Origin of the sequence: Actinomadura kijaniata NBRC 14229, from assembly GCF_001552175.1 — a bacterium.
GTDB classification, from domain to species: domain Bacteria; phylum Actinomycetota; class Actinomycetes; order Streptosporangiales; family Streptosporangiaceae; genus Spirillospora; species Spirillospora kijaniata.
Map to the genome: position 1 here is coordinate 1 of NZ_BCQR01000018.1, position 12,745 is coordinate 12,745.

A 12,745-nucleotide genomic window follows, 5' to 3' on the forward strand; every position below is an offset into this window, starting at 1 on the left:
CCTCGGCGGCCTGGCGGTACCACCGCTCCGCCTCCACGGGATCGCGCTTTTCCAGCAGGAGACCGAGGTTGTTCATGGCCCGGGAGTTCCCGGCGTCGGCGGCCTGGCGGTACCACCGCTCGGCCTCCGCGGGGTCGCTTTTCCTCAGCAGCAGGCCGAGGTTGTTCATCGCGCGGTGGTTCCCGGCCTCGGCGGCTTGCCGGTACCACCGCTCGGCCTCCACGGGGTCGTCGTCCTCCAGCAGCAGGCCGAGGTTGTTCATGGAACCGGAGTCCCCGGCGTCGGCGGCCCGCCGGTACCACCGCTCGGCCTCCCCGGGATCATCACCTTCCAGCAGGAGCGCCAGGTTGAACATGGCGTGGCGGTTCCCGGCGTCGGCGGCCTGCCGGTACCACCGCTCGGACTGTCGGGGATCGGTCTGCTTGAGCAGGATGCCCAGTTCGTTCATCGCGTTGGAGTCGCCCTGCCCGGCCAGGCGGCGCCACCGCTGCTCGTCGGTCTCCTCCCCGGCGGCGGCCTTCGGCGACGGGCCGGGACCGTCGAGACGCCGGAGGGTCGCGGCGGCGTCGGCGGGACGGTCGGCGGGATCCTTGGCCAGCAGGTCCATCACCAGGGCGTCGAGGTGCTCGGGGATGCCGGGACGGCGGGCGCGGGGCGGCTCGGGTTCCTGGTACAGGTGGGCGTGCAGGACGGCCGCGACCTGCTGGGCGTGCCGGTTCCAGCAGGTGCCGGTGAGCATCTCGTACAGCACGCATCCCAGCGCGTACAGGTCGGCGCGCCGGTCGGCGGGCTCGCCCCGGATCTGTTCGGGGGCCATGTAGTGCGGGGTCCCCGCCACGCCGCCGGTCTGGGTGATGCGGGTGGCGTCCGCCAGGCGGGCGATGCCGAAGTCGCAGACCTTCACCTCGCCGTCCTGCTGGAGGAAGAGGTTGCCCGGCTTGATGTCGCGGTGCACCACCCCGGCCTCGTGCGCCCGGCCGAGCGCCGCCGCGATCTGGGCGGTGATGTCGACGGCCTGCTCGACCGGCAGGCCCCGGGGGTGCCCGTCGATGACCTGCCGCAGGTCACGGCCGCGCAGCAGCTCCATCACCAGGAACACCAGGCGCGCGCCGTGCTCGTCCTCGTCCTGGCCGATGTCGAACACCGTGGTCAGCCCGCGGTGTTGCAGCGCGGCGGCGACCTGGGCCTCGCGTTCGAACCGCGCCACCGCCTGCTCGTGCCCATGGGCCAGGTAGGGCGGCAGGACCTTGACCGCGACCTGGCGGCGCAGCCGCAGGTCCACCCCCCGCCACACCTCGCCCATCCCGCCACGGCCCAGCAACTCCTCCAGCCTGTAGCGACCGGCCAACCGCGTCCCGGCCAGCATGGCCCCTCCCACCGCTTCGCCACCTCCGTCCGCGCCTTGCGGACCTCCCCGGTGGACCCTCTCGGCTTCCGCGGAATGTCGCAAGGTGGGGATAGCGTGACATGCCATGGCGACTTCCCCCGAGACGCTCGCGGCGTTGCGGAACGCGGCCGAGGGCGGCGACGCGGACGCGGCGCGCGAGCTGGGCCGCTTGCTGTCCCTGGTGCGCGTGGCCCCCGAAGACGACCCGCACGATCCCGACGTCGTCCAGTCGTGGCCCGAGGAACGCTGGCTGCGAATGGCCCTGCGGGCACGCCCCGGCGACACGCTCGCCGCGACCCTGCTCGCCGGGCGGCTGGTGCAGCAGATCGGCTTCTGGCGGATCGACCCGGACATCGCCGCCGACCACGGCGAGGACGACACCACCCTGGCCCGGCGGCGGGACGAGGCGCGCGGGCTGTACGCGCGCGTCCTCGCGTCCCGCCCCGACGATCCGGCGGCGAAAGCCGGGCTGGCGGTGCTGGAGGCGTCGTTCGACGACAGCGGCGAGCTGCCCGGGTTCCCCGTCCCCTACAGCTACTACGAGCTGAGGCTGGATCTCATGTCCGGCTCGTTCTCCCATGCGGAGATCGTCGTCGTCACCGGTATCGACGACCTGCGCTGGGCCTACGACAACATGCTCAGGCCCTTCGACGACGACACCCTCCCCGGCGATCCGGTGCTGGAGACGTACACCGACGGCGAACCGGCGGACCTCCTCGTCCTCAAGGACCGGGTGGCCCTGGACGACGTGGCGATCCCGCCGCTGACCGGGACGCCGCTGCCGCCCGGGCACCCCGTCCAGGAGGGCCTGGCCCACTACGGCTACTCCTGCGACTGGGGCTGAGCGGTCGGCGGGGTGCTAGGCGCCGTTCGGGGCGCGGCCTCGGCCGAGGAGGCGCAGCAGGCCCGGGTCGGTGGCGAACAGGCGGTTGAGCTCGTCGGCACCGACCCGTTCGGCGAGGATCTGCAGCGCGATGTCCTGGCGGACGTACTCGGCCGCCATCAGCGCCACCGCCGGGTCGGCGGTGTAGACGCCCCACGCCGACCCGTCGCGCCCGAAGCCGCCGACCACGGCCTCGCGCCGGTCCCCCACCACCACGATCAGCCGGTAGCCGAGGTCCTGGAGCACCGCCTCGGGGGCCGAGTAGCGGTGCTCGTAGACGTGGCCGACCCGGTTCTCGCCGAACGGGTCGGCGGCCTTGCCGAACGTCATGACCGACACCTCGACGCCGCGCCCGGCGGCCTGCCGCACCTGCCCCTCCAGGCGGCGCAGCTCCTGCGGCCACACCGACAGGAACAGGTCGCGGCGCGCCCCGGCCAGCACGTCCCCGGCGCGGGCCAGCATCGCCTCGCCGTCCTTGAGGTTGTGGATCGGGTGCGCCTCGGGGGCGGCGACCACGGAGGGCAGCGCGGTCTGCAGCGCCTCCACCGACCCGTCGAACTCGCGGCGCAGCCGGTCCAGCAGCGAGTGCGGCGGCAGCGGCAGGTAGTCGGTGGCGTCGGCCGCGCCGCGCAGCTCGTAGGCCGCGCCGCGCGCCACGAGCTTGCCGAGCGTCTCGTACACCGTGCTGCGCGGGACGCCCGAACGCTTGGCGACCTCGTACCCGTTGATCGGCTTCCCGGCGGCGACCAGCGCGACGTACGCCTTGGCCTCGTATCCGGACATGCCGAGTCGCTGGAGGTGCTCGAGAACGTCCTGCATGCTCATATGGCCGCCATGCTACGCCCCGTCACCGCCGGGCGGATCGTCCGGGAAGAATGCCGGGATGATCCGTCTGCTGGACGACGACGCCCTCGAACGCTCCCCGGCGGTGGCCAACAACGCCATGAACCGCGAGCGCCGCCGCCGTCGCGTCGGCCTGCGGGGCCGCCGCGAGGTCGCGTTCCCCCACCGCTGTCGGGGGGCCGACGGTCAGGTGGGGCCGAACCACACCGGGCAGCCCGCCGTGGCCTCGTTCTACGCGGACGAAAACGGCTCGCGACCTCGGAAGCCCTCCTCGTAGCGTGCCGCCGGAACCGAGGAGGGGGAACGTGGCAGACCGAGCCAACCATGTGATCGTCCGCGACGGCGCGTGGAGCCTGTACGAGTCGCGGTGGGGTGCGCCCCGGCTGGAAGGGGACCTGCTGGAGGGGCCGGAGGCGGCCACCCGCGCGTTCGCGGAGCTCCGGCCGGGCGACGAGTGGCTGGACGACGCCCTGGCCCAGGCCGCCGCGCTCATCGACCATGACCGGCGGTTGCTGCTGTACTACTCGGCGGAGATCGACGACTACGCGTGGCGGGCCGCCGTCATGGAGGTGCTGCGGCGGGTCTGGGCCGGGTGGGAGGTGCGGTGGGCCTTCGACGGGCAGGGCGACCTGGCCGCCCACGTGGGATGTGACCGGGCGGTCGTGCGCGCCGGGGACGCGACGCTCCGGCTGTGGGCGTCCTACGGCACCGCCGACCTCGTCGGCTGCCTGGTGACGGTCGCCGACGCCGGTGGCCTGCGGGCCTACGCGTTGGACACGCCGTTCTCGGACCTGCTGGAGCGGGGCGCGGACCTGGTCGGGATGCTGCCGGAGGAGGCGCGGGTCACCGAGTGCCTGTCGCTGCCCGAGTCGGGGATCCACTTCGACGTGGCCGGGCGTTCGGCGGGGTTCTGGACCGTGCGGCCCGTGTGCGGGGCGGACGGGCGGGCGCGGGCGCGCCGGCCCGGGTGGGAGTGGGTGATGTGGAACGACCGTTACGGGGAACAGGTGATCCGTTCGGGTCTGGCGCTTCCCGAGCCCGACATGGTGGAAGCGTATGAGGAACTGCGGCGGCGGGTGCGGGCGGAGTCCCCGGCACGGGCCGTCATCGAGTCGTTGGGAGGTGGGGCACATGGGTGACCGGGCGAACTACGTGGTCATGCGGGACGGCTCCTGGGAGCTGTACTACTCGCACTGGGGCGCGGTCGGGCTGCATCTGGACCTGCTGCCGGGGCCGGACGCGGCGACGGCGTTCGTGACGGCGCAGCGGCGGGTCGGGCCGGACGAGTGGCTGGACGACGTGTGGGGCGAGGGCGGGGCCGTCATCGACCACGACCGGAAGGTGCTGCTGTTCTACTTCCTGGAGTTCGAGGGGTACGCCGCGCGGGCGGCGGTCCTGGAGGTGCTGCGGCGGACCTGGTCCGGCTGGGAGGTGCGGTGGGCCCACGACGGGCAGGGTGATCTCGTCTCCTACGTGGGGCGGGACCCCGCGAGCGTCCACGCCCACGACCCGGGTGACCTGGAGCCGCCGGAGCCGTTCGATCCCGGGGGCGGGTGGCCGTGTTGCGCGGTGACCGTCGGCGGGCGGTCCTACGCGCTGGCGAACGACCCGTCGGACCTGCTGGAGCACGGTCCGGACCTGGTCGGGATGCTGCCGAAGGAGGCGGAGACCGACCGGTTCCCGCTGCCGGAGTCGGGGATCCACTTCGACGTGGACGAACGTTCCGTGGGCGTGTGGGCGGTGCTGCCGCTGTCGGGCGCGCTGCGACGAGCGGCGGCCCGCTGGCCGGAGTGGCGGTGGACGCTGTGGGAGGACCGTTACGAGGAGCAGGTCTCCCGCGCGGGCGTCACGTTCCCCGCCCCGGACATGGCGGAGGAGTACGCGGCGCTGCGCGAGAGGCTGGTCCGCCACCGGGACAGCGACCGCGTGTCGGTCGCGCACGAGATGATGCGGAAGCTCGCCGAGGACGGCGGGAATCCGACGCCCTCCCCGTACCTGTTCGAACACCAGGAGGTGCACGCGCCGGACGCGCACGTGCTGGCGGTCATCGACGCGCTGGCGGGACCCTGACCAGGGAACGTGGGGTGCGTCCGAGCAGGTCGCGCGACAGCCGGGTCAGGTGCGGCTGGTCGGCGAGGCCCGCCAGGTGGGCGGCGTCGGCGGGCGGCACGTCCGCCAGGGCGGTGACCGCGACGCGGAGCCGCGCCCACTGGCGCAGCCGTGCCAGGGGGATGCCGACCGCCGAGCGGGCCAGCGCCCGCAGCCGGTGCGCCGACAGCCCGACCTCGGCGGCCAGGTCCTCCAGCCGGGCGGCGTGGGCGAGATGGTCCAGGGCGTGGGCCAGGCGGGGGTCGAGGACGGCGGGACCTCCCAGGGCGGCGGCCAGGTCCGGCGGGTCGGCGGCCAGCAGGCGGCGCGTCGTCCGCTCGTCCAGGGGCAGCGGGGCGTACGGCCGGGAGATCTGCCAGGGGTCCAGGAACACGGCCGTGTAGGGGCCGGTGGTGGCGGCCGTGTGCGGGAGCTGCGGCGGGACCAGCACGCCCGGCGCCCGCCCCCGGCCGTCGATCTCCACGTGGCCGGACGCGCACAGCACGAGTTTCCAGGCGGGGTGCGCGTGGCGGGTGACGGCGGCCGGGCCGTCCTCGGCGAAGACGGTCACCGGGCCGGCCGCGCGCGGGCGGCGCCCGGTTCGTTCAAGACCGGGCGCCCCGGCCGGCTGGACGATCACGCCATGGAAACTATCGCGGCGATGGCGCTGGGATGCCTGCTGGTGGGGGCGGGCGCGATGCACTGGATCGCACCGGGGTACTTCCGGTCGCTGGTGCCGGGGTGGATGCCCTGGGCGGGGCCGCTGGTGGCGGTGACGGGCGGGCTCGACGCGGCGGCGGGGGCGCTCGTGCTCGTTCCGGGCACCCGCGCGCTCGGCGCCGCGGCGGCGGCGCTGCTGATCTCGGGCTACATGGTCTCCCATGTCGACGCCCTCGTTCACGCGCGCGGGGACGCCCGGTTCCTGGACACCCGCGCCGGGGCCCTCGCCCGGATCGCGGTGAACGCCGTCTACGTCGCCTGGGCCGCCGCCCTGGCCCTGTAGACCGCGCCTACCCCTCCACGCCCGTGGCGTCGTGCGGGGAGCCGACCGGCTTGGACTCGGGCGACCCCCGCTGCCGCAGGTAGATCGACAGGGCGACGATGGAGGCGACGGCGAGGAACTCCGACTGCCAGTTCTGCAGGCTGCGGTTCCAGAAGTCGGGCGACAGCAGGTAGTCGCCCCAGCTCTGGGGGTCCTGGAGGTCACCGAGCCGCCGGTCGTTGTCGGCGGCCCAGCCGGCGACCGACTGGGCGAGCCACGACCACAGGAAGACCACCCCCATGACCAGGCCCAGCGACCGGGAGTACAGCGCGCCGCGCAGCCCGCCGGCGCGCGCCCATGGAGGGGAGTCGGGTCCGGCGTGCTCGCCGACGTTCTGCTCCTCGTCGGACTCGGCGCCCTCCTTGCCGGGCGGCTTGGACTGGGTCGAGCCGCGCTGCACCAGCCACACCGTGACCAGGATGAACAGGAAGAACTGGAGGTACTCGGACTGCCAGTTCTCGGCCACGTCCACCGCGAACGACGAGCTGGTCACGTAGTCGGGCAGCGTCGTCTGCGGGGCGCCCCGCGCGGCCTGCTCCTCGTTCTGGTCGGCCAGGCCGCTGAACGCCTGCCCGGCCAGCGCGAGCACCGTCAGCAGGAGGAACAGGAGCGTGAGCGCGTTGTCCCTGAGGAACCTCATCGGTGCAGCAACCCGATGACCGTCATGTACGTCAGCCCGCCGCCGACCAGCAGCAGCGTCGCCGCGAACACCACCCGCACGTCCCCTCCCTCACGTCCGCACCCGGCACTCGTAGGGCCGCCCGGCGCGGGGACGGCATCCGGCCGCCGCGACCTTCCAGCCGTCGCCCCACCGGAACAGGAAGACGGTGTCGGCGCCGACCCGCACCCGCGCGGCGTCGCCCCAGACCTCTCCCCCGTCGGTCGGTCCGGACCGCAGGCCCAGTTTCACGATCTCCTCGGCGCAGGGCCGGCCCTGCGTCTCCAGGCTCTCCGCCGCGCTCGGCACCAGCCCGGCGCAGGCCCCCGCGCCGTCCCCGCGCTGCGCGGCCACCAGCACCGCGGTCGCCGCGGCGGCGGCCTGGCCGCCCTGGCGCTGCGCGCAGCCCGTCAGCGCCGCCGCGACCAGGACCGACGCGAGAACCGCTCTCATCGGTGCAGCCACGTGGGAAGCGTTCCCGCCGGAGCCCCCGCGGATCCCACCGAGATGATCAAGCGTTGGCCAAGGCGGGTCAGAGGAAGCGGGCGGAGGTGACCTCCTCGGTGTGGACGACCGCGTCGAACCAGTCCCGCAGCGCCCCGCCCGACAGGTGGAAGGCCGCGTCGCGAGCGGGGTCGTAGGAGGGGCCGACGAGCCGGGTCCGTGCCGGGGACCCGAGCCATGCGCGGAGGGGCTCGGGGTGCTCCTCCCGCAGGTCCAGGACGTAACCGGCCCGTCCCGCCGCGGCCTCGCCGAGGACGGCGTCGGCGAAGCCCGCGTCCGGCGCGGGCAGCGTGACCCCGGCGGTCCCGCGTCCGAGGGTCAGCCCGATCGACCGGTAGCCGTCCCCCAGGCGTTCCCGCAGGTGAGCGCCCATGGTGCGGTGCGCCCCCACGAACTCGTCCTGCGTCAGCGTGAGGGGGTCGCCGACGGCGGTGTGCGCCATGCCGCCCCAGTACACGATCCTGTCGCCGGAGCGTTCCTCCCACCAGGCGACGTTGTCGGCGAGGTCCCGCTCCAGCCCGGCGAGCCCGTCGCCGCGCGCCGGTCGCTCCGGGAGCTCGGCGAACCGCACCGGGTCGCCGGGATGCCGCGCGTTGCGGGCCCGCATCCAGTGCACGAGGGCGAGGACCTCCTCGGTCCGCAGGAACGGGCGCGCCCCGGCCAGCATCCGGCGCGGGTCCCCCTCCCCGGTCGCGACATGGGCCGCCAGCCCGAGCCGGACGGGATCGTCACCCTCCAGCGCCACCGACCGGAAGCCCCGCTCCTCGACCAGCAGACGCACCACACGGTGCGCGAGGACCGTCGGCTCCCGCGTGCCCCGCGCCGCCGCCCCCAGCGCCACGACCCGCGCGTCCCCGACCATCGCCGCGAGCGGCCGCAGGTCGTCCAACGGCTCGTCGGGCTCCCGGTCGGCCAGCCCCGCCGAACGCTCCCGCACCTGCTCCACCACCGACATCCCCGGCCTCCGTTCCGTGCGCGTCGGAACGACCCTCCCTCCTCAAGCGGGCTTGAGGTCAAGCTGGAAGTGCCAGATGAGCAGGGCGGGCGCGGCGGCGGCCTCGGCGGCCTCGGGGACGAGGTCGTTCAGGCACCAGGGCCACAGCTCCCAGGGGCCGAGCGTCCCGGTCGGCGCGGGCCGCTCCCCCGCCGCCCGGCGGGGCTCCTCGCAGCGCAGCGGTCGCAGCCCCGCCGCCAGGGCGGCCCGCAGGTAGTCCCCGACCAGGTGTCGGTGGGACGCCAGCCGCGCCGGCCGCCCCTCGGCGTCGCGCAGCGACGGGATCGAACCCCGCGCCACCGCCTCGGGATGGACGTCGGAGACCACCAGGTGCCCGCCGGGCCGCAGCACCCGGGCGAACTCCCCCATCACCGGCCCGAGGTCGCGCACGTGGGTCAGCGCCAGGGCGCAGACGGCGAGGTCCACGCCGTCGTCGGCCACCGGCAGCGCGCGCAGGTCGCCGACCCGGAACTCGCCCTCCGGAACGCGTGCGCGCGCCACGTCGAGCATGGCGGCCGAGCTGTCCACGCCGATGACCCGGTGCCCGCGCCCGGCCAGCGAACGCGCGAACCGGCCGGTGCCGCACGCGGCGTCCAGGGCGACGCCGGCCGGGAGGCCGTCGACGATCTCCCCGACCACCGCCTCGTCGGCGAACGCCGCGTTGCCCGGATCGTCGTAGGTCTCCACCCACGCGCGGTAGCCCTCGACGGTGTCCAGCCGGCGCACCTCGACCCCCGCGTCCGCCAGTTGCTCGTCCTCCAGCAACCGGCGGACCTCGGCGAGCCGCGCCTCGACGAAGTCCCGGTCGCCCTCCCCGACGAACGCGCGCAGCAGGGCGATGCCCTCGATGCCCAGCAGGTAGGCCAACGGATGCTCGTACATCACCGCGCGAGGCTAACCGGACGCCCCGCGAGCGGGCCACGGGTTTATCGGCCCGTGCCGCCTCCCCCCGGTGCGTTCCGGGGGGAGGCGGGGGCGGGTCAGAGTTTGCCGAGGGCCTTGGCCAGCGCGGTGGCGGTGGAGGCGACCACCTTGTCGTCGTGCTCGACGCCGTTGGTGTTGCGGTGGGTGTAGACCGTGATGACGATCGGGGCGGAGGCCCCGGGCGGCCAGGCGACCGCGACGTCGTTGGCGGTGCCGTGGTTGTCCGCGCCGCCGGTGCCGGTCTTGTCACCGACCGTCCAGTCCTTGGGCAGGCCCGCCCGGATGCGCGTGTCACCGGTGACGGTGCCGCGCAGCCACCCGATCAGGCGCTTGCGGTCCCGGGGGTCCAGGGCGTCGCCGACGGTGAGCCGCGCCAGGCTGCCCGCGGCGGCCGCGGGGGAGGTGGTGTCGCGCTTCTCGCCGGGCCGCCACACGTTGAGCTCGGTCTCGTAGCGGTCCAGGCGGCTCACCGGGTCCCCGATGGAACGGAAGAAGCCGGTCATCCCGGCGGGTCCGCCGATCTGCTTCAGCAGCAGGTTGCCCGCCAGGTTGTCGCTCTTGGTGATCGTCGCCCGGCAGAGCTGGGCGGGGGTCATGCCGGTGTCGGTGTACTCCTCGGTCTCCGGGGAGTTGGGCAGCAGGTCGCCGGTCTTCCAGTGCAGCAGCCGGTCCATCAGGCCGGGGTCGCTGTCGCGCGACTTCCGCAGCACCGCGGCGCACGCGTACGCCTTGAAGGTGGAGTTGAGGGCGAAGCTCTCGTGCGCCCGGTAGCCGACCGCCTTGCCCGTGCTCATGTCGATCGCCGCCGCGCCGACGCGCCCCTGGTAGGACGTCTCAAGCTCGCGCAGCGTGCGTTCCAGGTCGGCGTTCGAGGCGAACCTGGTCTTCGGCGTGGCCGTGGCGGCGGTCTGGGCGACCGGGGCGGCGGCCCCCGTCCGGGTGGCGGGGGCGCTCGTACCGCAGGCGGAACCGGCCAGCAGGGCGGACGCCGTCATCACCGCGAGGCCCAGGCGGCCCCGCAGACGAAAGTGGAAGGTCATGGCGGAGAGCAGACCAGAAACCGAAACGATGTGTCCAATACTGATATGGATCATCCATTGATATGGAGATCGATATAAAAGCAGCGTGCTCGGCCCTTCCCGTGCTTCACCGGGGCCGCGAAAAGACGAAAGGGCCCCGCCGACGGTCGTCGGCGGGGCCCTGTCACGTTCATGGCCGGTGTGCGGGTCGCCTCTCGGCGAAAGGCACAACGCGGCTCCAGCCGGACGGAACTCCGCGAAGGCGAAAGGTGAGGCCCGGGGACACCAGGCACACCGACCACCCTCTACAACCGAGACGCGTCCGCGGTTGTTCCCCGTCCCGCCGAGCCTCCGTCAGGCGGCCTCGCGGCGGCGCCGGGCGTAGGCGACGGTGACGGCGGCGAGCAGCGGTCCCCACAGCAGGAGCGGGAGGTAGCAGGCGTAGTAGGTCGCGGCCTTCCAGCCACCCGCCTGCGTGGGGAAGTTCGCGGGGATCGGCTCGCCCCGGAGGGTGACCCCGGCGAACTCGGCGACCCAGGCGGCGGTCCACAGGACCGTCAGCACCACGGCGCCGAGGGTCGCGGGGATGATCGCGGCCTTCGGCGGGACCCGGCGGCCGCGCAGGAACGGCACCCAGCGCGGGACCACCTCGCCCCAGCGGGCGACCAGCCCGATCGTGGTGAACGCGAGGGCCTCCGACAGGACCGTCAGGAAGACGACGTAGGCCCACTCGCCGAACCCGCTCCCGTCGTCGAACGCGGCCGGCAGCCGCCACAGGCCGGCCGGCAGCACGGTGAACGGGACGGCGAGGGCGGCGATCCGCGCCCAGCGGGGGACCCCGGCCACCGGGTCGTGGGCGGCCCGCCACGCGTCGCGCAGCCGCCTGGCGGTCACGGGCTGATCGGTCACAGCGGTCATCGTGGGTCCCTCACTCCGGCGGGCCCGGCGGCCCGATCCACGACAACGATCGCAACCACGCCGGGGCGCGATCATCCCCTGCGGGAGTGAGACGGTCGCCCGTCCGGGGGAGCACCGGGCCCGGAGCGGCTACGTTGGCCGTGAGATGACTTCACGACGCGCGCCCCAGGGGATCTTCGCGGCCGACGTGCGGGTGTTCCGCCTCTATCCGGACGGCACCGTCCTGGACGTGCTCGTCAAACCGGCGCCGGGTCCCGCCGAGGCGGCGCTGATCGCCACCTGGCTCGTTCCCGACCCCCTCCCGGCGGGCGTCCACGCCACGCGCTACATCCGCAACGGCCGCCACATCGAGTTCTCCACCAGGGACCGCATCCACGGCGCCGACGTCGAGGTGACCGGCACCTACCGAGGGGACGCCCTGCTGCTCGACCTGCGGTCCCCCAGCAGAACGCTCCGCCAGGTGCGCTTCCGGCGCCTCTGGCCCGCCGACCGCTGACGGCTCCCGAGTCAGGCCATCAGCTCCCGGATCGCCGCGGTGACGGCGGCGGGCCGCGCCTCGGGCAGGAAGTGTCCGCCGGGCAGGACCGAGGTGCGCAGGTCCGGCGCCCAGCCGCGCCAGACGGCGGCCGGGTCGAACGGCAGGACCATGTCCCCGGGGTCCTGCCAGATCGCGAGCGTGGGCGCCTTGACCAGCCGTCCCGCCCGGCGGTCCGCGGCGTCGTGGGCGGCGTCGACGAAGGCACTGGCCCGGTAGTCCTGGCAGACGGCGTGGATCGCCTCGGGCGTCCGCAGCGCCGACAGGTAGGCCTCGCGCGTCTCGGCGTCGATGGTGGCGGCGTCGGTGGTCCAGGCGTCGAGGAAGTGGCCGAAGAAGGTGTCGGGGTCGGCGCCGATCATCCGTTCGGGCAGGTCGTTCGGCTGGGCGAGCAGGTACAGGTGGAAGGCGAAGACGCCGCCGGTCCCCGTCAGCGAGTCCCACATCTCGACCGTGGGGATGACGTCGATCACCGCGAGGCGCTCGACGGCGGCGGGGTGGTCCAGCGCGGCGCGGAGGGCGACCAGCGCTCCGCGGTCGTGGCCGACCAGGCCGAACCGGTCGTGGCCGAGCCGCCGCATCAGCTCGACCATGGTCGCGGCGGTCGCGCGTTTGGCGTACCGCTCGTACCCGCCGTCCGGGCCGGTGCTCGCGCCGTAGCCGGGCAGGTCCGGGCAGACGACCCGGAAGCGGTCCGCGAGCGCCGGAGCGACATGCCGCCAGGCCAGGTGGGTCTGCGGGAAACCGTGCAGCAACAGCAGCGGCGGCCCCTCGCCGCCCGACGCGACATGGAGGTCGAGGTCTCCGGCGCGGACCTTCCGTTCGGTGAATCCGGTGATCGCCATCCGGCCAGGCTGCCACGCGCCACCGACAGTCCCCCGGGCCCGTGGCCGCGACCATGCCTTGACAGCACTAGCTAATGGCATTAGCTTTACGGCTATCAACCTTAA

At 74.2% G+C, this 12,745-nt stretch carries 16 protein-coding genes; 6 read left to right on the forward strand and 10 right to left on the reverse strand.

The genetic code is table 11. The features are described 5' to 3' along the window. On the reverse strand, nucleotides 1–1,366 hold a 1,366-nt coding region (locus AKI01S_RS07285; RefSeq protein WP_067813177.1), incomplete at its 3' end, for a protein kinase domain-containing protein. A 106-nt stretch (nucleotides 1,367–1,472) separates the two neighbouring features. On the opposite strand from AKI01S_RS07285, the gene AKI01S_RS07290 reads away from it, so the two are divergent. Then, a complete protein-coding gene (locus tag AKI01S_RS07290; protein ID WP_067813180.1) occupies nucleotides 1,473–2,231 on the forward strand; it encodes a hypothetical protein in 759 nt (252 codons plus the stop codon). 15 nt (nucleotides 2,232–2,246) lie between these two features. On the opposite strand, the gene AKI01S_RS07295 is transcribed toward AKI01S_RS07290, so the two are convergent. Then, nucleotides 2,247–3,089, reverse strand: coding sequence for a TrmB family transcriptional regulator (locus AKI01S_RS07295; protein WP_245681512.1), 843 nt, complete (start codon nucleotides 3,087–3,089; stop codon nucleotides 2,247–2,249). A gap of 64 nt (nucleotides 3,090–3,153) precedes the next feature. Between AKI01S_RS07295 and AKI01S_RS07300 the strand changes: the two genes are divergently transcribed. From AKI01S_RS07300 to AKI01S_RS07310, 3 genes are read left to right on the forward strand one after another with little or no spacing between them, the layout of a single operon-like run. Further along, the gene (locus AKI01S_RS07300) at nucleotides 3,154–3,390 is read left to right on the forward strand and encodes a hypothetical protein (RefSeq protein WP_067813185.1); all 237 of its coding nucleotides are present in this window, start codon (nucleotides 3,154–3,156) and stop codon (nucleotides 3,388–3,390) included. Nucleotides 3,391–3,418: 28 nt separating this feature from the next. Continuing rightward, nucleotides 3,419–4,252: a hypothetical protein gene (locus tag AKI01S_RS07305; protein ID WP_157419713.1), complete on the forward strand. Its 834-nt coding sequence runs from the start codon at nucleotides 3,419–3,421 to the stop codon at nucleotides 4,250–4,252. Next, on the forward strand, nucleotides 4,245–5,183 hold the full coding sequence (locus AKI01S_RS07310; protein ID WP_067813189.1) for a hypothetical protein: 939 nt from the start codon (nucleotides 4,245–4,247) through the stop codon (nucleotides 5,181–5,183). The genes AKI01S_RS07305 and AKI01S_RS07310 overlap by 8 nt, the downstream gene beginning before the upstream one ends. Here the strand turns inward: AKI01S_RS07310 and AKI01S_RS50285 are convergent. After that, complete coding sequence (locus AKI01S_RS50285) at nucleotides 5,158–5,841, reverse strand: helix-turn-helix transcriptional regulator (RefSeq protein ID WP_218009589.1); 684 nt, start codon at nucleotides 5,839–5,841, stop codon at nucleotides 5,158–5,160. The genes AKI01S_RS07310 and AKI01S_RS50285 overlap by 26 nt on opposite strands. Before the next feature lie 3 nt (nucleotides 5,842–5,844). Between AKI01S_RS50285 and AKI01S_RS52745 the strand changes: the two genes are divergently transcribed. Further along, the gene (locus tag AKI01S_RS52745; RefSeq protein WP_067813191.1) at nucleotides 5,845–6,204 is read left to right on the forward strand and encodes a DoxX-related protein; all 360 of its coding nucleotides are present in this window, start codon (nucleotides 5,845–5,847) and stop codon (nucleotides 6,202–6,204) included. A 7-nt stretch (nucleotides 6,205–6,211) separates the two neighbouring features. Here the strand turns inward: AKI01S_RS52745 and AKI01S_RS07325 are convergent, their stop codons facing one another. The 6 genes from AKI01S_RS07325 to AKI01S_RS07350 all read right to left on the reverse strand — a co-directional run bounded on the left by AKI01S_RS07325 (nucleotide 6,212) and on the right by AKI01S_RS07350 (nucleotide 11,251). Next, nucleotides 6,212–6,883, reverse strand: a complete 672-nt coding sequence (locus AKI01S_RS07325; RefSeq protein ID WP_067813193.1) for a DUF6766 family protein — start codon at nucleotides 6,881–6,883, stop codon at nucleotides 6,212–6,214. Between the two features lie 90 nt (nucleotides 6,884–6,973). Continuing rightward, entirely contained in the window at nucleotides 6,974–7,354 is a 381-nt protein-coding gene (locus AKI01S_RS07330) for a hypothetical protein (protein WP_067813194.1), read from the reverse strand. Nucleotides 7,355–7,433: 79 nt separating this feature from the next. Then, nucleotides 7,434–8,360, reverse strand: coding sequence for an erythromycin esterase family protein (locus AKI01S_RS07335; RefSeq protein WP_067813196.1), 927 nt, complete (start codon nucleotides 8,358–8,360; stop codon nucleotides 7,434–7,436). Between the two features lie 42 nt (nucleotides 8,361–8,402). Beyond that, nucleotides 8,403–9,281: a class I SAM-dependent methyltransferase gene (locus AKI01S_RS07340; RefSeq protein ID WP_245681514.1), complete on the reverse strand. Its 879-nt coding sequence runs from the start codon at nucleotides 9,279–9,281 to the stop codon at nucleotides 8,403–8,405. A 98-nt stretch (nucleotides 9,282–9,379) separates the two neighbouring features. Beyond that, nucleotides 9,380–10,363, reverse strand: coding sequence for a class A beta-lactamase (bla, locus tag AKI01S_RS07345; RefSeq protein WP_067813201.1), 984 nt, complete (start codon nucleotides 10,361–10,363; stop codon nucleotides 9,380–9,382). Nucleotides 10,364–10,696: 333 nt separating this feature from the next. Then, nucleotides 10,697–11,251, reverse strand: a complete 555-nt coding sequence (locus AKI01S_RS07350; RefSeq protein WP_245681513.1) for a hypothetical protein — start codon at nucleotides 11,249–11,251, stop codon at nucleotides 10,697–10,699. Nucleotides 11,252–11,405: 154 nt separating this feature from the next. Here AKI01S_RS07350 and AKI01S_RS07355 point away from each other — a divergent pair, with 154 nt between their 5' ends. Beyond that, nucleotides 11,406–11,756: a hypothetical protein gene (locus AKI01S_RS07355; protein WP_067813205.1), complete on the forward strand. Its 351-nt coding sequence runs from the start codon at nucleotides 11,406–11,408 to the stop codon at nucleotides 11,754–11,756. A gap of 11 nt (nucleotides 11,757–11,767) precedes the next feature. Here the strand turns inward: AKI01S_RS07355 and AKI01S_RS07360 are convergent, their stop codons facing one another. Beyond that, nucleotides 11,768–12,640 carry an alpha/beta fold hydrolase gene (locus AKI01S_RS07360; RefSeq protein WP_067813207.1) on the reverse strand — a complete coding sequence of 291 codons (873 nt, stop codon included), beginning with the start codon at nucleotides 12,638–12,640 and terminating at the stop codon, nucleotides 11,768–11,770. Nucleotides 12,641–12,745: the final 105 nt, after the last annotated feature.

Bases quoted from the DNA above. Each gene is read 5' to 3' on its own strand.
- AKI01S_RS07340 (WP_245681514.1), bottom strand. From the start codon at position 9,281: ATGTACGAGCATCCGTTGGCCTACCTGCTGGGCATCGAGGGCATCGCC.
- AKI01S_RS52745 (WP_067813191.1), top strand. From the start codon at position 5,845: ATGGAAACTATCGCGGCGATGGCGCTGGGATGCCTGCTGGTGGGGGCG.
- AKI01S_RS07355 (WP_067813205.1), top strand. From the start codon at position 11,406: ATGACTTCACGACGCGCGCCCCAGGGGATCTTCGCGGCCGACGTGCGG.
- bla (WP_067813201.1), bottom strand. From the start codon at position 10,363: ATGACCTTCCACTTTCGTCTGCGGGGCCGCCTGGGCCTCGCGGTGATG.
- AKI01S_RS07310 (WP_067813189.1), top strand. From the start codon at position 4,245: ATGGGTGACCGGGCGAACTACGTGGTCATGCGGGACGGCTCCTGGGAG.
- AKI01S_RS07360 (WP_067813207.1), bottom strand. From the start codon at position 12,640: ATGGCGATCACCGGATTCACCGAACGGAAGGTCCGCGCCGGAGACCTC.
- AKI01S_RS07325 (WP_067813193.1), bottom strand. From the start codon at position 6,883: ATGAGGTTCCTCAGGGACAACGCGCTCACGCTCCTGTTCCTCCTGCTG.
- AKI01S_RS07330 (WP_067813194.1), bottom strand. From the start codon at position 7,354: ATGAGAGCGGTTCTCGCGTCGGTCCTGGTCGCGGCGGCGCTGACGGGC.
- AKI01S_RS07335 (WP_067813196.1), bottom strand. From the start codon at position 8,360: ATGTCGGTGGTGGAGCAGGTGCGGGAGCGTTCGGCGGGGCTGGCCGAC.
- AKI01S_RS07295 (WP_245681512.1), bottom strand. From the start codon at position 3,089: ATGCAGGACGTTCTCGAGCACCTCCAGCGACTCGGCATGTCCGGATAC.
- AKI01S_RS07300 (WP_067813185.1), top strand. From the start codon at position 3,154: ATGATCCGTCTGCTGGACGACGACGCCCTCGAACGCTCCCCGGCGGTG.
- AKI01S_RS07290 (WP_067813180.1), top strand. From the start codon at position 1,473: ATGGCGACTTCCCCCGAGACGCTCGCGGCGTTGCGGAACGCGGCCGAG.